This is a genomic window from Streptomyces yamdrokensis, assembly GCF_053890455.1.
This window is the reverse complement of the sequence record NZ_CM132679.1, coordinates 7,667,635-7,685,168: the sequence shown is the minus strand read 5'-3', so window position 1 is coordinate 7,685,168 and position 17,534 is coordinate 7,667,635. Positions and strand designations below refer to the sequence as shown.

Here is a 17,534-nt window from a genome sequence, read left to right as displayed (position 1 = left end):
CACTCGCCATCACAGGAGGATTTCGTCATGACCGCCGAACTCGCACCACAACCGAGCACACCGGACTTGCCGCCACCCGCCCCGGACACGCACACGCACACGGGACGGCGTACGGCGGGAGGACGTCTGCAGTCCCTGACCGGTCTGCGGTTCATCGCCGCGTTCCTTGTCCTGATCGGCCACGCCGCCTACGTGCCCGTGTTCACGGATGCCGCGACGTACGAGTACTTCCACGCCCACGGGCTCAACTTGGGGTACCTCGGCGTCTCAGTGTTCTTCGTCCTCAGCGGATTCGTGCTGACCTGGGTGGCGAAGGCGGGCGACCCCGCGAAGTCCTTCTGGCGACGACGAGCGGTCAAGATCCTCCCCACCCATGTCGTCGTCTTCGGATTCGGCATCGTCTTCCTGCTCGCGCAGGGCCTGCCGGTCAAGCCGCTCGAGGCGGCCGCGACGCTGCTTCTGGTGCAGGCATGGCTGCCCGACAGCTCCTTCGTCATCCACTCCGTCAACGGCATCACCTGGTCGATCTCCGTCGAGCTGGCCTTCTACACGGTCTTCCCCCTGCTCATCGTCTGGATACGGCGCATCAGGCCCGAGCGCCTTGTGCACTGGTTCACGGCCGTCGCCGTCGCCGCGCTCGCCGTTCCCGTGTTCTCGTCCCTCTTCCTGGCGGGCCCGGACAGCCCCGTGCTGCCGGGCCTTTCCTGGGCGCAGCTGTGGGTCGGCTACTTCAGCCCGCCCGTCCGCGGCCTCGAACTGGTCGCGGGCATGCTGACCGCCCGGCTGATCAGCGAAGGCAGGTGGACGCTGCGCGTGGGCGTGCTGCCGGCGTCGCTCGCCGTGGCCGGGGTGTATGTGCTCACCCTGTTCCTGCCGGTGGTGTACGGCTTCGGCGCGTTCTTCGCCGTGCCGGTCGCCGCGCTGGTCGCCGCTTTGGCCACCCGCGACATACAGGACCGCGGCAGCTGGCTCGGGCGAAGGCCGATGGTGTGGCTCGGTGAGGCCGCGTACGGGTTCTGCCTGGTCAATCTGATCCTCCTGTTCACGATCCACATCGTGCTCGGGAGGCCGGTCATGGGCACCGCGGCCGCGGTCCTGTACCACCTGGGGACGGGCCTGGTCTGCGTCGTCGTCGCGCGGCTGTTGTACGTGCTCGTGGAGATGCCGGCGACGCGCCGATGGGGGCGGAAGCCGGACGCCGAACAGCGCAAACCGAAAGATGCGGCGGCCTCCGGTCGGGTGTGACCTTCTGGTAGTGCTTGGTCAGGTCGGTGCGGGGGTGGGTATGTCGCGGTGACAGGTGGGGCAGGCGCCGGTCCATGTCGCGAGAAGGGTCTGTAGCTCGCGGACGACGCGGTAGAGGCTCAGTCCGGCGCCGTGTCTTTTGGGGCTTTGGCCAGCCTCCGTAGGGTGCAGAAGGCGTGCGCGACGGAGACGAGGGTGACGTGGTGGTGCCAGCCGCCCCAGGTGCGGCCCTCGAAGTGAGCCAAACCCAGGGCCTGTTTCATCTCGCGGTAGTCGTGTTCGATGCGCCAGCGGAGCTTGGCCAGGCGGACCAGGGTGGTCAGCGGGGTGTCGGCCGGCAGGCCGGAGAGCCAGAACTGAACCGGTTCGCCCTGGTCGGCCGGCCACTCGGCCAGGAGCCGGCACGCGGGCAGTTCCGGGCCGTCGGCGGCCTGGCGGGCCTCGCGTCCGGCAGGCCGGATCCGCAGGGCCACGAACCGCGAGTACATCCGCTTGAAGCCGCTGCGGCCCGCGCCGGGCCGGGAGCCCTCACGCCATTGCACCGGCTTCGCCGCCCGGCGTCCGGCGGCCATGACCAGCTGTTTCACCGTCCGCGGCTTGTCCGGGTACTTTGCCACCGGTGGGCGTCCGGTCCCGGAGTACGGCTCGGTTACCGGCACGGCTGCACCGGGCTGGGCCGACATGGTGGTCGAGATGCCCACCACATAATGAAGGCCGCGGGCCTGCAGGCCGAGGCGGAAGGCCGCGGCATCGCCGTATCCCGCGTCCGCGATGGCCAGCGGCACCTCGATGCCCCACGAGCGGGTCTCATCGAGCATGTCCAGGGCGAGCTGCCATTTCTCCACATGCCCGATGTCCTCGGGGATGCCGCAGGCGGTGCGGCGGGCGACCTTGGCCGGGTCCGCCTTCACGGATCCGGGCGCCCAGGTCTCGGGCAAAAACAGCCGCCAGTCCACTGCCGCCGAGGCATGATCGGAGGCCAGGTGCACGGAGACGCCCACCTGGCAGTTGGTGACCTTGCCGGCGGTGCCGGTGTACTGCCGCGACACGCACGCCGAGGCGGTGCCGTCCTTTCCGCACCGCAGGCTGCCGCAGGGCGCAGGAAGCAGCCGCGCAGTGGGGTGCAAGTCTTGGGAGTCGAGCGCGCGTCCGACAGGTCCAGCGTGATCGGCCACTCCCTCAACGCTGCGCCAAATGGCCTCTTCTGCGGCTCACTTCGGTTGCCCGATTGGGCAGCGCAACCTTGTGAGCGGGTTGTGGGTCTTCTGATCGATCACTTTCGTGATCGGACCCATGAGGAGACCATCATCAGCACCATACGCAAGACCCTCACCGCTACCGCCGTCGTCGGTGCCGTACTCGCGGGCTCCGCTGCCTGCGGAACCGCGGAGCAGCTTTCCGCCGGCCAGAAGCTCGACCATGCCTTCGAGCAGCTCGGCAAGAAGAAAACGCTCTCCCTCCAGCTCGACCTGGACACCGACGTCACGTCCCTGAAGGCGCTGGACGCCAAGTCCGACCCCGCGCCCGGCGACGAGATCCCGGATGAGGCCGCCGAGTTGATGAGCGACGCGACGATCACGGTTACCGTGCGGTCGAAGAAGCCGCTCGACGAGTCCGGCGAGAAGGATCTCGTCGGTATGGCCATGAAGATCAGCAATCCGGAGGGCGACCTCGCCGAGTACCGGGTGATCGGCGACTACATCTACGTCCGTGCCGACGTCGACACGATCGGCAAGATGATGGGCAGCCCTGTACCGGCCGTTGAAGACCTGCCTCCGAAGGCTCAGTCCTTCAAGAGCGTCCTTGAAGGCAAGTGGGTGAAGTTCAGCGCCAAGAAGATGGAGGAGGTCACCGCCGAGGGCCAGGAGGGCCAGGGCGGCCCCGCGCCCGCCCCGTCCCTCGACGCCAAGACGCAGAAGAAGCTCGTGGAAGCCCTCCGGACGGTCGTCGCCCGTGAGGTGAGTTTCAAGACGGCCGACGGCGAGAACGGCATCGAGCACGTCACTGCCACGGCTCCCTTCCGCACGCTGATCACCGAGCTGCTCGACGAGATCCGCCCTCTGGCGAAGGACATGCCGCTGGGCATGGGGTTGCCGACTGACAAGGACCTCAAGGACGCGCCCGACACCAAGGTGACGGCGGACTTCACGCTGAAGAACGACGAGCTGACCGAGGTGAATGTGGACCTCGCCGCGTTGGCCGAGGACGCCAAAGTCAAGAAGCTCGGCCTGACTGTGCGGATGAGCGATGGCACCAAGCCCACCGCTCCGGCCGGTGCCACCGAGCTGGATATGCAAGAACTCATGGAGGGCTTCTTCGCCGGCCCGGCGATGAACGACGCCGAGTGGGACGAAAGCGACTACGCCGACCCGGACTTCCCAGAGGACGAGTTCTGATCGCACCGAGCGCTGACGGGGCCGGACGCCGCACTCGCGCGGTGAGTGACCGCACGGGTGCCCCCTGTCCGCCCGTGGCTCCCGGGTTGCGTATCCCTGCGATATGCACATGCGTCCCACTCTGGGACCTGTGGGGCTCGTAAAGTCATCGCTGCAGGTGGAAGCCCGCGCGCAAGACTTCTCGGTGGTGGCTGGGATGCTGCACCAGTGATCATCTCGCTGCTGTGCCGGGCCACCGGGCGTTGCTGTCCTTGCCTGCGGTCCCGCTGCGCCGGGACACAGCCAAGGACACCGAACTGCTGGTGCTGCGACACGAGAACGCGGTGCTGCGACGGCAGCTCGCCGGTCCGGTCCGCTACGAGCCCGCGGACCGGTTCTGGCCGGCCGCGCCGTCGTCGCTGATACCGCGCCGGCGCTGGAGCTGTGTCTTCCCGGTCACGCCGGGGACGCTGCTGGCCTGGCACCCCAGGCTGATCGCCAAGAAGTGGAACTACGCCGCACCGGCCGCCCTCCCACGGCCGCCACGCTCAAGAAACTGGTGCTGCGTCCGGCAAAGGAGAGCCCGCGGTGGGGCCACCGGCGGATCCAGGGTGAACCGGCCCGGCTGGGGCATCCGATCGCACCGTCCACGGTCTGGGAAATCCTGCACGCGGCCAACATCGGCCCGGCACCGAGCCGGCGTGAATTGCTCACCACCCAGGCCGAGGATCATCGCGGCGGACTTCTTCCACGTCGACACGATCACCGGCAGGCGGCTGTACGGCGCTGGCGTTCCTCGAACACGGCGGCCCGTGAAACATTGAGCCGAAGCTCAGTAGTTGTCACCCGCCAAGCTGGTTCAGTGGCGGCGACCAGAGCGCCCACCGCCGCAGCGGATATGGAGAGCTTCTTGAACATGGCGTCCCGTCTTCGGGCCGTTTGCAGGCATGTGGCGGCGACACACCGACGCATGAACTGGGATACGTGGGTTCTTCCTGCGGGGTGGTGTCCCGCGGGAGCCTTGAGGTAAGGCGGGTCAGGGCCGGGGTCGGGCAGAGGACGGGCGCCAGCTCGTTGAGGTAACGCCCGGTGATGGTGTGGGTGTCAGTCCCTGTCGGCGCGGGACCGTGGCCGCGCCGCGTCAGAGGACAGATCGGCCCGCGCGGCATCCTCGCCGGTGGTCTGGGCGAGCAGGGCGAGAGCGGCCCGCGACGGCGAGCCCACCTCTGTAGTGGCGACCACGACAACGGGACCTCGCCCGCTGCTCATGGTCTGCTGAATGACGGTCAGCGTCCCGACCAGAGGATGGCGCATCTCGTAGTCAGTGACGGTGCAGGCCTTGACCCGGTGGTCGGCCCACATCAAGGCGAACTCAGTGCTTTTCGCGGACAGTTCACCCAGGAGCGCATGCAGTGCCGCGTCCTCCGGGTGCTGGGCCGCTACCAGGCGCAGATTGCCGACCACGGCCCTGGCCTTGCTCGGCCAGTCCGCGTACAGGTCACGGACATGGCCGTCGAGGAACACCAGCCGGGCCATGTTGGGGCGCTGCGCCGGCAGGTCAGGGGCACCGAAGTCCAGATGCCCGGCGAACAGCGCATGGCCCAGCCGGTTCCACGCCAGCACGTCGCTGCGCCGGCCGAGCACGATCGCGGGAACATCGCCGAGCACGTCCAGGAGCTGGCGTGTCGCCTCCGGCACCCGTTCCGGAGCCGGACGCCGGCTCCGGGTGTGCCGCCTGTCCACCCGGGCCAGGTCGTGCAGGTACCGCCGCTCGGACTCGTCCAGCCGCAGAGCCCCGGCGATCGCGTCCAGAACTCCGGGCGACGCGCTCAGCGACTGTCCCTGCTCCAGCCGCGTGTAGTAGGAGGTGCTCACCCCCGCCAGCAGTGCCAGCTCCTCGCGCCGAAGCCCCGGCACACGCCGGCGTTCCCCGTAGGTGGGTACCCCGATGTCCTCCGGGCGCAGTTGGGAGCGCCGCGTCTGCAGGAAGTCTCCGAGCTGCGTCTTTCCATCCATGGCTCCGAGTATGGGCTGCCTCGCGGCACCGAGCCTGACCCAGCCGTGGATAGGCAAGAGCGGGTCTGGTTCCGCGCCCGCGTCCTTGATGAAGTCGGAGGTATCGAATCCGGTACCCCGCGCTCACTCAGGAGGCCGTCTTGACCACTACCACCATCGGAAACGATCCCATCGAGGCCCTGGATGCGGCCGATTTCGCCTTCACCAGGCGCGCTTGGGTCGACGCCGCACCCGCCCTCGTCTACGAACTGGTCAACGATGTGTCCGCGATCAGCCGCTGGAGCCCCGACGCCGACGACATCGCTTTCGATCCGGAGGCCGGCCCCTGGACCGGCGCCTGGTTCAGCGGCCGCAACCGCAGGAACGACAGGGTTTGGACCAGCCGCTCCCAGATCGTGCGAGCCGTCCCCGGGACGGCTTTCGGCTTCGTCGTCGGCGGCGCGGAAAACGACATCGTGCACTGGAGATGGACCTTCACTCCCCCGGGCCACGGAACCGTCGTCCAGCAGTCCTGGCAACTGCTCCGTCTCGACCTGGTGCTGGGCGCCACCCACGCCGACCTGGACGCGCTCCGTCGCCACATGGCCGAAAGCGTCGAGATCGCCCTCACCGCCCTCGCCCAGTGGCTCGCCGAAGAACGCTGAGGACGACAAAGGCTTCGGCCGCGCCGGCCGGGGCGAGACGCCGTACGTCACCGGGCCGCTCGTACGGTTGCGTAAATCCTTCGAATTCTAGGGACATCCCATGGAACAGATCACCCTCGGCGTTGTTTCCATCACTCGGGTATGGGAATATTTCGGATCCGTCGAAATGACGCCCGAAACTTTCTTCCCGGAAAGCTCGAAGGAAATCTGGGAAGCCGGTGACAAATGGCTGGCCCCGCATTTCCTGGATTCCGAGACCAACATCGTAAATTCCGCTATCCAAACCTGGCTGCTGCGCAGCGAGGGCAAGACGATCCTCGTCGACACCGGCGTGGGCAACCACAAGGAGCGTCCCTACGCCCCGGTCTGGAGCCACCTCGAAACGGACTTCATGGCCAACCTCGCCCGGGCCGGCGTCCAGCCCGAGGACGTGGACATCGTGATCAACACGCATCTCCACATCGACCACGTCGGCTGGAACACCTACCTGGACGGCCGGCGGTGGGTCCCCACCTTCCCCAACGCCACCTACCTGATGCCCAAGGACGACTTCGACTTCTGGAACCCCGAGAACGGCCACCAGCCGCTCCTCAGCCGCGGCAACCAGAACGTCTTCGAGGACAGCGTGGCCCCCGTCCACCAGGCCGGCCTGACCCAACTGTGGGAGAACAGCCACCAGATCGACGCGAACCTGCGCCTGGACACGGCTCCCGGGCACACCCCCGGCTCCTCCGTGCTGACCCTCACCTCCGGCACGGACCGCGCGGTGTTCGTCGGCGACATGTTGCACAGCCCGGTACAGATCCTGGAGCCGGCCGCCAACAGCTGCTTCTGCGAGAACCCCGCCGAAGCCCGTGCCACCCGCCGCAAGGTGCTGGGCTGGGCCGCCGATAACAGCGCCCTCGTGATCCCGGCCCACCTGGGCGGCCACGGCGCCACCGAAGTCGTACGGGACGGAAGCACCTTCGCCATCAAGGGCTGGGCGCCCTTCACCCCGTACACCGAGCAGCGCTGAAGCCCGCGGAAAGGCACGAGAAATGAACCACCACCCCGAACCCGTCGTGACCACCGTGCAGGGAGCCGTCCGCGGCCTGAGCCAGGAGGACGGCACCGCCGCCTTCCTGAACATCCCCTACGCCGCCCCGCCCCGCGGAGCCGACCGGTTCGCCCCGCCCCAGCCGCACGAGCCCTGGGACGGCGTACGGGACGCCGCAGTCCCCGGACCCAACGCACCGCAGTCCGAGCGCAAGCTCGGCAGCATCGACATGACCCCCTACTTCGGCACCGGCTGGAGCCGTGGCGAGGACTACCTCACCGTCAACATCCGGACGCCCGCCGTCACGCAGAGCGGCCTGCCGGTCATGGTGTTCGTGCACGGCGGCGGATTCGTCGCCGGCTCGACGCGGTCCGCGATGTACGACGGGTCCGCCTTCGCCCGTGACGGCGTCGTCCTCGTCACGCTCAACTACCGGCTCGGCATCGCCGGTTTCCTCGATCTGCCCGGGGCCCCCGCCAACCGCGGCCTGCTCGATGTCGTCGGCGCGCTGCGCTGGGTCCGGGAGAACATCGCCGGCTTCGGCGGTGACCCGGACAATGTCACGCTCTTCGGCCAGTCAGCTGGTGCCACCATCGTCGGAGGCGTCCTCGCCACCCCCGAGGCCGCCGGCCTGTTCGGCAGGGCGATCGTGCAGAGCGGCAGCGGTCTGGGCGCGTTCACCACCGAGCAGGCCGCCCGCGTCACCTCCGCGGCCGCCGAGGTCCTGGGCGTCAAGCCGCACGTGAACGCCTTCGCGGACATCTCCGACGAACGTCTGGTGGAGGCCGCCTCCAAGCTCGCGGGCATCGACCTGCAGACCGCCACCCACCACGACCCGCTGATCGGCCTCAGCCCCTTCAGCCTGGTCCTGGACACCCAGCCCGCCGAAGCCGTCGCCACCGGATACAGCTCCGACGTCGACCTGCTCATCGGCACCAACACCGAAGAGAGCCTCCTCTACCTGGTCCCCGTGAACAAGTACGCCACCTCGACCGCCAAGGACGTGGACGACACGGCGGCGCGCTCGCACCCGAACCCGGCGCGGCTCATCGAGACGTACCGCAAGACACGTCCCGAGGCGTCCTACGGCGAACTGCGCTCCGCCATCATGAGCGACGCGCTGTTCGGCGCGGGCACCCGCGCCCTGGCTGCCGCCCACGCCGCCCACTCCGAGTCCGCGACCTTTGCCTACGAGTTCGCCTGGCGCTCGCACGCCCTGGACGGAGAACTCGGCGCCACGCACGCGGTCGAGCTGCCCTTTGTCTTCGATCTCACGCACCTGCCGCAGTTGCTCGGCCCCTCCGCCCTGCTCGGCCCCGACAAACCCCCCGCGGATCTCGCGGACCACATGCACAAGACCTGGATCCGGTTCGCCACCACCGGCGATCCTGGCTGGGACCCGTACGACACCGAGCGCAGGACCACGATGCACATCGACGCCGAGTGGACCCGGATCGACGACCCCCGCAGCCGGGAACGGCAGGCCTGGAGCTGACGCCCGTACGAATTTCGCCTGCTCATCCCCTTCAAGGAACACCACCCGCTTCGTGGAGCTGTGTGATCAGGGCAACGGGAAACGATCTCCGTGAGCGTGGGAAACGACCTCTGATCAGCAGGCTCGGCAAACGATCGAAGCTCGCGGACCGATCAAGCCAACGGCCCGGGCCCACACTCACCACCAGGACCGTGCAGGCCCGATCCGATCCACCCGCCAGTCACCAGTCATGGCCAAAACCTGCATTCCGGCGATCAAGGACCACTCCTCACTCCCCGACGGCGTGTTCACCCAGCTCACCGGCGTACTGCTGTCGACGGTCACGCAATCCCCCCCTGTGGTCACGTAATTCCCCAGGTCGTGGGCCGTTGCATTGCACGATGTGGAGCGAGTCCGCCGGCGTGCGGCTGCGCTATCGTGTCCTCTGCCGTCGCCGGTGGTGGCTGTCGCGGCACCGGCCTGAGAAGCTGTTCGGATGTCGGCATCGGATACTCGGCGAGGGACATTCGAGGTGCACCGCGACGATCAGTCAGTGAATCTTCCAACCGCGTTGTCGTCGGAGCGGGCCTCTGAGATCAACGAGGTCATCGACCGGATCACGCGCTGGGCGAGGAGCCGTGAGGACATCGTCGGCCTGCTCTTGGTGGGATCTTGCGCCCGCAACGCCGCGCGACCGGACTCCGACATCGATGTCGTCCTGCTCACCACGAACGAGTCCCGATACCTCCTCGAGGATGCCTGGGCCGTGGAACTCAAGCTGGGCGAACTGATCCGCACCCAGTCGTGGGGACCGGTCACAGAACGACGCTGTTCCACGGCCTCCGGCCTGGAAGTCGAGCTGAGTATCGGCCCTCCGACCTGGGCAAAGACAGATCCCGTCGATCGTGGGACGCATCGTGTCGTCACCGACGGTGCCCAGGTGCTGCACGACCCGGCAGGCATCCTTGCCGACCTTCTCGCCGCCTGCTAATTGACCGGTGGCTTGTCGGTGGGGCCCTTTGGCCGCTTGTTGGGCCGGTAGCTGGGGCCGTTCATGATGACCTGGTGGCTGGCGGTTGGTCAGCCGGCCCAAGCAGGGACTCAGCGACGACGGGGTGGGGGAAGAGGGGATACCAGTCGCCGGGCGCCCGGTCCAGTCGCCGGACGCCCGGTTGCTGGTGATGATCAGGGGCCGGCCCTGCCGTTCGAAGACGGGCTCGTAGAGGTCGTCGGCCTGGGGTGCGGTCAGCCGGCGCATGGCGAAGTCGTCGAGGATGAGCAGGTCAGGGCGGACGAGTTCGCGCATGCGCTTGTCCCAGGTGCGGTCCGCGTGGCCGCCGGCGAGCTCGGCCAGGTGCGGCTGGTCTTGGTGAAGCGGACGTTTGCGCCCTGGCAGACGACCTGGTGGCCGAGGGCCTGGGCGACGTGTGTCTTTCCGACGCCGACCGGTCCGAACAAAATGACGGACTCGCCGGAGTGAAGCCGGCGCAGGGCAGTCAGGTCGCGAATCTGGGCGGCCGGCAGCTTCGGGGACGCGTGGAAGTCGAAGCCCTCCAGAGTGGCCTGTTGTTCGAACTTGGCTTTGCGCAGGCGGCGTTCGAGCGCGACGGTCTAGCGGCGGCTGATCTCGTCCTGGCAGAGGGCCTGGAGGAAGTCGAGGTGTCCGAGTTCACCGTTCTGGGCCTGGGTGAGGCGGGCGTCGAGGGTTTCGAGCATCCCGGACAGCCGTAGCCTCTTGAGCGAGTCGCGCAGGGCGGTGGTCATCACGCTCGTCGGGCGGCCTCCTCGGCGTCACCGCGGTCCTGGTCGTCGTGGACCTCGCCCGGCATCTGGGCGGGGATGGTGACGGCGAACAGGCTCTCGGGTCCGTGCAGGAAGGCCACGGCCCCGGCGTCACCGGTCTCCGGTTCGGTGCCGGTGCCGGCGACCAGGATGCCCTTGATCGTGCGGTAGGACGGATCGCCGACCGCGACCGTCTTCCGACAGGCGGCTTCCAGCCGCGTGTCGCCGCACTTCCTCCGCAGCCCGAGAACCCCTTGGGCCGCGCGGAGCCGGTAGGGGGCGTTGACCTCCAACAGCTGGTCGATCACTTCCCGGCAGGCGTCCCCTACCTACGAAGCTTGGCCGCGGCACCAGTTCGGTGTCCGCATCTGGAAGGCGATCTTCTCGGGCGGGTAGTCATTCCTGTCGGTGCGCTTGCCCTGCTCAAGTGCCGCATGGGTCTTGACCAGCTCACCCTCGTGGAAGATCTGCACCACGGTGACCGTGGAGCGGACATCGACGCGGCGTCCGATCAGCTTCCAGGGCACCGAGCAGAGAGTGCGGCCGACCTTGACGTGGATGTCCGGGCCGGCCATCGCCGTCGACCATCGGGCCAGCACGAACGGCGCGCGCGGCAGCGGCAGCGGCAGCAGGGCCTCGGCCTCCACCGCCTCGAACACGGACAGCGGCTTTGCGCCGTCCAGCGGGCGGCACTGCCGCTGACCTGCGACGTTCCTCGTCCAGAGCAGAGCCTCGACCTGCATGTGCTCCAGCGAGGTGAACGTCCGCCCGTTCCAGAACGAGTCGCGGACATAGGGCATGGGCCGTTCCACCCGCGGCTTGTCCTTCGGCTTCGAGGCGCGAGCCGGGCCCACCAACGTGCCTTACTGGGAGGCGAGTTCGGCATACGACTTGTTGATCTGCGGGTCGTAGGGATCCGTCTTGTCCACCCCGGTCTTCAGGTTGTCCGGCACCAGACGCCACGGGACGCCGCCGAAGAAGCGGAACGCTTCCACGTGCGCGAGGGTCCAGGCATGCTGGTCCATGTGCACCACCGGACGCACGAGCATGTGCCGCGAGGCGGGCGGCACCATCACGCATGCCCAGATCCGGTGCCGCTTCCCGCCGGCCGGGTTGGTCCACTGCCCCAGGAAGCCGTAGTCGATCCGGGCCTCCGAGCCCGGATCGACGTCCTCCCGCAGCACCGTGAGCTTGGAGCGGGCCGCCTCGCCTGGCAGGTTCTCGTGCACCCAGCGGCGGAACGTCGACAGAGGTACCTTCAACTTGCCTTCGTCCCGCAGGCGTTGGTGGACCGTGGTGTCCGTCGTCGTCTTCAGCAGCTCTTTGACATAGTCGCGGTGCGGCTCGTCTTCTGCCCACCGGACCTGGTTCAGCTCCCGGCCGGCCAGCTCCGGGAACCACCTCTTGAGCAGCTTGGCCCGGCCCATCTCACTCATTGGCGGCCCGCCCGGGGTGATCCGGGCCGCCTCCGCCGGCGCCAGGTACTTCCTGACCGTCTTGCGGTCCACCCCCAGCGAGGCGGACACCTGGCTTTTGGAGCGGCCCGCATACCAGTGCACGTAGATCTCGACGATGTCGACCACGGTGAACGTTCTCCTTGCCATCCGGTGCGTCCGTCGGCCTCTCGGCTCGCAGATCAAGGGACCGCGACCACTCCTAAAGATCAGGGCCCTCAACCCGGCACCGGCGTGCCCATGGGGAACCCGACCGATTCACAAGGAATAGCAAATCGCTACTCAAACCACCCCAAGCAGGGAACGTCGCACCAGTCTGAGTACGATCGGCGGCACCCGCGGTGGTCGGCGTCCCGGTGGGGAGTCGTGACCACGGGGGTGGGGAATTACGTGACCGCCGACACACCCTGAATGCCTTCGACATCACCCTCGACGGTCGGCTCTCCGCAGCACGCCAGTAACTTCAACAACCCGAGTTACGCCGTCCGTTTGACCCGGGGCCGGGGATCTGGCAGCTGGCCCGCGGGACGACCGGGTGAAGTACACGAGTGGGTCGGCATACTTCCTGGCACCAGCCCTGTACGTTCATGTTGAGTTCGCCTCGCCGGGCTGCCCGCCGCCGAAGTGTCGGACCGACTTGGCTTCCTGGGCCAGTCGGCGGAGGGCTAGCAGGGCGGGTTCGAGGAGGATCGAGACCAGAACGGCCCGTTCGGCTTGGGCCAGCAGGTCGCGCTCGCCGCGCATCTGCTCCACGTCCACGTCGGCAATGCTGTCGGCGAGTCGGGCGTAGGGCAGCAGGCCGCGCCAGTCGATGTCCGCGCCCAGGTCGGCGAGTGCGGCCAGGACCTCCGCCAGGGTGCGCGCGGCCGGGTTCCCCTGGGAGACCTCCCACTCCATCTCGGCGATCAGCTTGCGTGCGTCGGCCAGGCCCTCCGGCTCCGGCTCCTTCGAGGGCCGTTCCGTGCCGGTGCCCTCTTCCTTCTTGGTCGGACGTACGCCCAGCACTATCCCGAAGACCTGGTGCAGATCCTCTTGCTCGGCAGTGATCGCGTCCAGGATCTCCTTCGTCGCGCTGGTCGACAGGCCGCGCGTCCCGATCAGGGTGCGGATGAACCGTAGCCGGTGCACGTGGTCTTCGCCGTAGTCGGCCTGGTTGGACGCGGTGGCCCGCCCCGGGGGCAGCAGCCCTTCGCGCAGGTAGTACTTGATCAGCGGCACTTGTACGCCGGTGCGTCGACTGAGCTCGGAGACCTTCATCCACTCACTTCCTCGGCAACGGATAATGGATAGCGCTATTATCTATCCTGCTGTGGTGCCCATACGCTCAACCCCCGAAGGAGGCCCTTCGCCGTGCCCACATTAGGCTGGATCGCCCCGAACCCCGCGCCGCCACAGGCCCGGACACTCGTCATGGCATCCTGTTTTGAACTGCGGTCCCTCACGGACGTCCCCCGCTTTCTGATGCTCTCCATGTCCCCTTGGCGCCAGGTGAAGACTGCCCCGGGCGCCTACGGCGCCTCGCTGATCGCGCAACCCCTGCGACGGGTCTTCTGCACCCTCTCCGCCTGGCAGGACCGCGACGAGCTCTCCACGCATGCCGACACCGACCCGCACGGCGGTGCCATGCGACCCAAGATGCGGCAATCGGCCTTCGCCCTCTGGGAAACCGACGGCTGAGCACCTGCCGATCACATGGGACGAAGCCAAACGCCGCCTCGCCGGGAAGGCACAGGCCGACACCGCCGACCCCGGCGGCCGACCCGTCTGACGCTCGACGCCGCGCGGCCCACGCCCCCGAAGCTCTCCGAGTGGCGGTACAGCCGTGCCCGAACGCCGCTCCCAGGCTGGACGTCACCGGGGACCCTCTCTTCAGCCGGGGAATCATCGCCGGCGGCGCACAACATCAGCCCGGGTCATCGGTCCCCGCGCGCGGCGGGTCGTCAAGGACGGCGGCTCGGCGGCCCGGCCGACCCTGACGGTTTCTTCCTGTCCGCCCGCCGGGCGTACGGCACGGGCCTGTTCTTCACCGCGGCCTGAACACGCCCGACCTACCGAAAGGATTCTCCTCTCATGTTCGGCACACTCATGCTCATCGCCGTTCCCACCGTGCTGTTCCGGCTGCTCGGCGCGTTCGGCGTCGGACGGTTCGCGACCTGGCAGGTATCCGTCCTGCACGGTCTCGCGGTCATGCTGGTGTTCACGGCGAGCGCGCACTTCGTCCCGTCCGCCTTCGGCCCTATGCCCGGCCACCACGACCTGGTCGCGATGGTCCCGCCGTTCGTGCCGTTTCCCCGCCTCGCGGTCTACGCGACGGGCGTCCTGGAACTCCTCGGCGCCGCCGGACTCGTCCGGGAGGCCACCCGGCCGACGGCCGGGCTCGGCCTCGCCGCGCTGTTCGTCCTGATGCTCCCGGCCAACATCCACGCGGCCGTCGAGCAGATCCCGTTCAACGGGGAGCAGCCGACGCCGCTGTGGTTCAGGATTCCCGAGCAGGTGATCTTCATCGGCGTCGCGCTGTGGGCCTACGTCCCGGCGCGTGCCGCGGCTGCCCGCCGGGCCGACGGGGTGCCTGCTTAGAGTCGTAGCGGGTGGCCAGCCCGCGCCATCTTGAACTTGTTGATGCGGCGTTCGACCATACTGCAGTCTGCTCTTCTTCACGTCGCCGGTCTCTTCCACGACCAGTACCGCCGCCTCGTCGTTCTGAAGTTCCCCCCGCGAACTGGACAGCGGGTGTTTACGCTGCCGGGACGAGGTTCTGCCGGAGCAAGGTTCTCGTTTCGAGCGGGGTGACGTAGCCGTACTCGGGGTGCCTGCGGAGCCGGCTGCGGTTGTACTCGGTCTCGATGTAGCGGAAGACGTCGGCCCGGGTGGCCTCGCGGGTCTCCCGGACGGTGGTTCCGATCTCCGCTTCGGGGAGGGCGAACCAGCTTTCCGCAGCAGCGTCATCGCAACGAGAACCGACATGTCCCATTGACTGCCTCATACGCAACTTGCGTATCCCGGTGCGTAATTCATCGCTCGTGTATTCGCTGCCACGGTCGGTGTGTATGGTGCAACCGTTCTCCGGGCCACCGCTGCCGGACGCCATCCGCAGGGTGACAGCCGGCAGCTCGGCGTGGTGATGGTCCGCCATCGCCCAGCCGATCACCTCTCGTGTCGCGAGATACAACTTCCCTTCCGGCGTGACGAGTTCGGTCATGTCACCGATCAGCCGCATCCCGGGGCGGGGTGTGGTGAAGTCCCGGCCGATCAGGTCGGCGGCGAACACCACCTGCTTCGCCTGCCGGATCGGGCCCCGTAGGCGGCGGGTGATCCCGACGATCCGGTGCTTGCGCATCAGCCGCTCGACCTTCTTCGGATTCACCGCCCGCCCGGCCCGCCGCAGAGCGGCATGGATCCGCGGAGCCCCGTAGGCGCCACGCGATCCGGCGTGGCGTAATCGGATCTCGTCCACCAGGCGCTCCTCCTCGCGTCGCGCGGCCCGGCGCGCCGGCGCGGCCGTCTGGTGCGCGAGTGTGCCGAGCATGGCACTCCCAGTGCACGGCACAGCAGCGCAACGCTGTGACCTGTGAGATTGCCGTCCGATGCCTTCTCCGCGTCGATGAATCGGCACCGCGTGGCGGTGTCTACCTCATCTTGTCCTGGGCGAAGAAGGCGGTCGCTCTCCCCAGGCTGCCGACCGTCTTCCCCAGCTCGCGGACCTTGCGCCGCAGCTGGGCGAGTTCTTTCCGCTCGGCGCTGGTAAGAGCCCGGGCAGGCCCCTCGCCCCGGTCGCTCTCGGCCTGCTTCACCCAGCCACGCAGCGCAGACCCTCCGGGCTCACCTCCAGGTCCCGGGCGACCTCCGTGACCGTCTTGTCCGACGGCAACGCCAGCACGACGGCGTCCCGCTTGAACTGCGCCGTGTACCGCTTGCTCGTATTGCTCACTACCTGTGACTGCTTCCTCCGGGACCTTCAATCCCAGTATCAGGCTGTCCAGGTCAAAGGGGGGAGCTTCATTCGGGCCTGGCCCCCTCGACGGACACAGTCGGCGACTGCTACGACAACGCCGTGATCGAGTCGTTCTGGGGTCGGACGCAGACCGAGCTACTCAACCGCCGCAGATGGCACACCCGCCCGGAACTGGCTGACGCGATCCTCGAGTACCTCGAAATCTTCCACAACCGACAACGTCGGCACTCCGCACTCGACATGTTCACACCCATCGAGTTCGAGCTGAGACGCCCTCCTCGACCGCCTTCACCCAGGAGGTGTGACGGCAGAAAAAGGGGTGATCAATAAGTGGAGCAGACCCACTCGAGGCGAGGAGTGCGCGCGTATGGGAACCGTCGTCCACGTCCCACAGACCCGGGACATGATCGGGGACGAACTCTCCGGCGACGAGGCGTTCACCTCGCTGCGGCACTACGGAAGCCTGCGGCTGCTCATCGACTCCTTCGCCCGCTTCCGCTACGCGGACGGGTTCACCAATGCCCGGGCGCTCGCCTTCCAGGTCGTCCTCGGCCTGGTGCCGTGCACCGTGGCGTTGGTGGGCCTGGCGACCTCGGTGCACACCGAGAGTGTGGGCCGAGTCATCGAACTCACCCTCGGCCGGATCGTGCCCGGCGCCAGCGCCGACCTCGTCCAGGACGCCTTCGACGGGACGCGGCGCAGTGCCCACCACGATCTCGGGGCCACGCTGGCCCTGTGGCTCGGCCTGGGCTTCGCCCTGCTGAACCTCGCCTCGGCCATGGGCCAGATCGAGCGGGGTGCCAACCGCATCTACGGCATCGAACGCGATCGTCCCTTTCCTCATAAATACGGCAGGGCCGTCCTCCTCGCGTTCACGGCCGGTCTGCCGCTGGTGCTCGGTTTCGTTGTGCTCGTCGCCGGCGACGCCGTCGGCGACGCGGTGGCCCACGTGGCCGGAGGGCCGGGAAGTGGCGCGGGGTGGTGGGGTGCGCTCGACCTGCCGGTGGGGCTGACGCTGGCGTGGGTCGCTTCCGCGGTGATCTTCCGCTGGTCGCCCCGACGGGTCCAGCCCGGCTATACGTGGCTGGCTTTCGGCTCAGCCGTTCATCTCCTGCTGTGGGTCGCGGCGACGTGGCTGCTCGCGCTCTACGTCGAGGGGAGCGGCGCGTTCGGTGCCCTGTACGGGCCGCTCACCGCCTTCGTCGCCCTGCTGCTGTGGGCCAATCTCACCGCCGTCGCTCTCTTCCTCGGCATCGCGTTCGCGGCCCAGTTGGAGGCGGCGCGTGCCGGTATCGACACCGCTGTACAGCCGGACCCCGGGCCGGGCCGCTGACCGTCGAGGAGGACACGCCGTGCCGGTACAAGGCGCGCCGTTGCCGTGTTGCCAGCTCTGCAGCCCCTGCCACGGCGGCCCGCCCACCACCGTGTCACCCCGCTCAGCCCGCGCAGCCCCTCCCCACATGACGAACAGACCACTCAAGCTTGAGCTTTGCCCCAGTGCTGGCGGACAAGTCTCGTACGCGTTCGCTCAGACGCGTAATCCCCGCATGTCGGGG

The 17,534-nt window shown here is 68.2% G+C and carries 15 protein-coding genes and 4 pseudogenes; 11 read left to right on the top strand and 8 right to left on the bottom strand.

Annotation, left to right across the window (positions count from 1 at the left end; genetic code table 11):
• The first annotated feature begins 27 nt into the window (after positions 1 to 27).
• On the top strand, positions 28 to 1,245 hold the full coding sequence (locus ACWZEH_RS33925) for an acyltransferase family protein (protein ID WP_456194880.1): 1,218 nt from the start codon (positions 28 to 30) through the stop codon (positions 1,243 to 1,245).
• 119 nt (positions 1,246 to 1,364) lie between these two features.
• Here ACWZEH_RS33925 and ACWZEH_RS33920 read toward each other — a convergent pair.
• Positions 1,365 to 2,318 (bottom strand): annotated as a pseudogene (locus tag ACWZEH_RS33920) (IS701 family transposase); the annotation flags it as partial.
• A 57-nt stretch (positions 2,319 to 2,375) separates the two neighbouring features.
• On the opposite strand from ACWZEH_RS33920, the gene ACWZEH_RS33915 reads away from it, so the two are divergent.
• Together ACWZEH_RS33915 and ACWZEH_RS33910 are read left to right on the top strand one after the other, a co-directional pair.
• Entirely contained in the window at positions 2,376 to 3,641 is a 1,266-nt protein-coding gene (locus ACWZEH_RS33915) for a hypothetical protein (RefSeq protein WP_456194879.1), read from the top strand.
• Between the two features lie 207 nt (positions 3,642 to 3,848).
• Positions 3,849 to 4,427: pseudogene (locus ACWZEH_RS33910) on the top strand (integrase core domain-containing protein); the annotation flags it as partial.
• 297 nt (positions 4,428 to 4,724) lie between these two features.
• Here ACWZEH_RS33910 and ACWZEH_RS33905 read toward each other — a convergent pair.
• A complete protein-coding gene (locus ACWZEH_RS33905) occupies positions 4,725 to 5,636 on the bottom strand; it encodes a helix-turn-helix domain-containing protein (RefSeq protein WP_456194878.1) in 912 nt (303 codons plus the stop codon).
• Positions 5,637 to 5,776: 140 nt separating this feature from the next.
• Here ACWZEH_RS33905 and ACWZEH_RS33900 point away from each other — a divergent pair, with 140 nt between their 5' ends.
• From ACWZEH_RS33900 to ACWZEH_RS33885, 4 genes are all read left to right on the top strand, one after another.
• Complete coding sequence (locus tag ACWZEH_RS33900) at positions 5,777 to 6,280, top strand: SRPBCC family protein (protein WP_456194877.1); 504 nt, start codon at positions 5,777 to 5,779, stop codon at positions 6,278 to 6,280.
• 100 nt (positions 6,281 to 6,380) lie between these two features.
• Positions 6,381 to 7,295 (top strand): MBL fold metallo-hydrolase, encoded by a 915-nt coding sequence (locus ACWZEH_RS33895; protein ID WP_456194876.1) that lies wholly within the window; start codon positions 6,381 to 6,383, stop codon positions 7,293 to 7,295.
• 22 nt (positions 7,296 to 7,317) lie between these two features.
• On the top strand, positions 7,318 to 8,811 hold the full coding sequence (locus tag ACWZEH_RS33890; protein ID WP_456194875.1) for a carboxylesterase/lipase family protein: 1,494 nt from the start codon (positions 7,318 to 7,320) through the stop codon (positions 8,809 to 8,811).
• 532 nt (positions 8,812 to 9,343) lie between these two features.
• On the top strand, positions 9,344 to 9,781 hold the full coding sequence (locus ACWZEH_RS33885; RefSeq protein WP_456194874.1) for a nucleotidyltransferase domain-containing protein: 438 nt from the start codon (positions 9,344 to 9,346) through the stop codon (positions 9,779 to 9,781).
• On the opposite strand, the pseudogene ACWZEH_RS33880 reads toward ACWZEH_RS33885, so the two are convergent.
• From ACWZEH_RS33880 to ACWZEH_RS33870, 3 genes and pseudogenes are all read right to left on the bottom strand, one after another.
• Positions 9,778 to 10,554, bottom strand: a pseudogene (locus tag ACWZEH_RS33880) (ATP-binding protein). The gene ACWZEH_RS33885 and the pseudogene ACWZEH_RS33880 sit on opposite strands and share 4 nt — an antisense overlap.
• A pseudogene (istA, locus tag ACWZEH_RS33875) lies at positions 10,554 to 12,155 on the bottom strand (IS21 family transposase). The pseudogenes ACWZEH_RS33880 and istA overlap by 1 nt, the downstream one beginning before the upstream one ends.
• 456 nt (positions 12,156 to 12,611) lie before the next feature.
• Positions 12,612 to 13,283 (bottom strand): MerR family transcriptional regulator, encoded by a 672-nt coding sequence (locus ACWZEH_RS33870; protein ID WP_456194873.1) that lies wholly within the window; start codon positions 13,281 to 13,283, stop codon positions 12,612 to 12,614.
• Positions 13,284 to 13,376: 93 nt separating this feature from the next.
• Between ACWZEH_RS33870 and ACWZEH_RS33865 the strand changes: the two genes are divergently transcribed.
• Both ACWZEH_RS33865 and ACWZEH_RS33860 read left to right on the top strand, forming a co-directional pair.
• Positions 13,377 to 13,703 (top strand): DUF3291 domain-containing protein, encoded by a 327-nt coding sequence (locus ACWZEH_RS33865; RefSeq protein ID WP_456194872.1) that lies wholly within the window; start codon positions 13,377 to 13,379, stop codon positions 13,701 to 13,703.
• 393 nt (positions 13,704 to 14,096) lie between these two features.
• Positions 14,097 to 14,603: a DoxX family protein gene (locus ACWZEH_RS33860; RefSeq protein ID WP_456194871.1), complete on the top strand. Its 507-nt coding sequence runs from the start codon at positions 14,097 to 14,099 to the stop codon at positions 14,601 to 14,603.
• 157 nt (positions 14,604 to 14,760) lie between these two features.
• Here ACWZEH_RS33860 and ACWZEH_RS33855 read toward each other — a convergent pair whose 3' ends face one another.
• The 3 genes from ACWZEH_RS33855 to ACWZEH_RS33845 all read right to left on the bottom strand — a co-directional run bounded on the left by ACWZEH_RS33855 (position 14,761) and on the right by ACWZEH_RS33845 (position 15,954).
• Positions 14,761 to 15,552, bottom strand: coding sequence for an IS3 family transposase (locus tag ACWZEH_RS33855; protein WP_456194870.1), 792 nt, complete (start codon positions 15,550 to 15,552; stop codon positions 14,761 to 14,763).
• Between the two features lie 100 nt (positions 15,553 to 15,652).
• Positions 15,653 to 15,817: a hypothetical protein gene (locus tag ACWZEH_RS33850; protein ID WP_456194869.1), complete on the bottom strand. Its 165-nt coding sequence runs from the start codon at positions 15,815 to 15,817 to the stop codon at positions 15,653 to 15,655.
• Complete coding sequence (locus ACWZEH_RS33845; protein ID WP_456194868.1) at positions 15,814 to 15,954, bottom strand: transposase; 141 nt, start codon at positions 15,952 to 15,954, stop codon at positions 15,814 to 15,816. The genes ACWZEH_RS33850 and ACWZEH_RS33845 overlap by 4 nt, the downstream gene beginning before the upstream one ends.
• A 9-nt stretch (positions 15,955 to 15,963) precedes the next feature.
• On the opposite strand from ACWZEH_RS33845, the gene ACWZEH_RS33840 reads away from it, so the two are divergent.
• Both ACWZEH_RS33840 and ACWZEH_RS33835 read left to right on the top strand, forming a co-directional pair.
• Complete coding sequence (locus tag ACWZEH_RS33840) at positions 15,964 to 16,308, top strand: integrase core domain-containing protein (protein WP_456199966.1); 345 nt, start codon at positions 15,964 to 15,966, stop codon at positions 16,306 to 16,308.
• A gap of 37 nt (positions 16,309 to 16,345) precedes the next feature.
• Positions 16,346 to 17,311: a YihY/virulence factor BrkB family protein gene (locus tag ACWZEH_RS33835; protein WP_456194867.1), complete on the top strand. Its 966-nt coding sequence runs from the start codon at positions 16,346 to 16,348 to the stop codon at positions 17,309 to 17,311.
• The last annotated feature ends 223 nt before the right edge of the window (positions 17,312 to 17,534 follow it).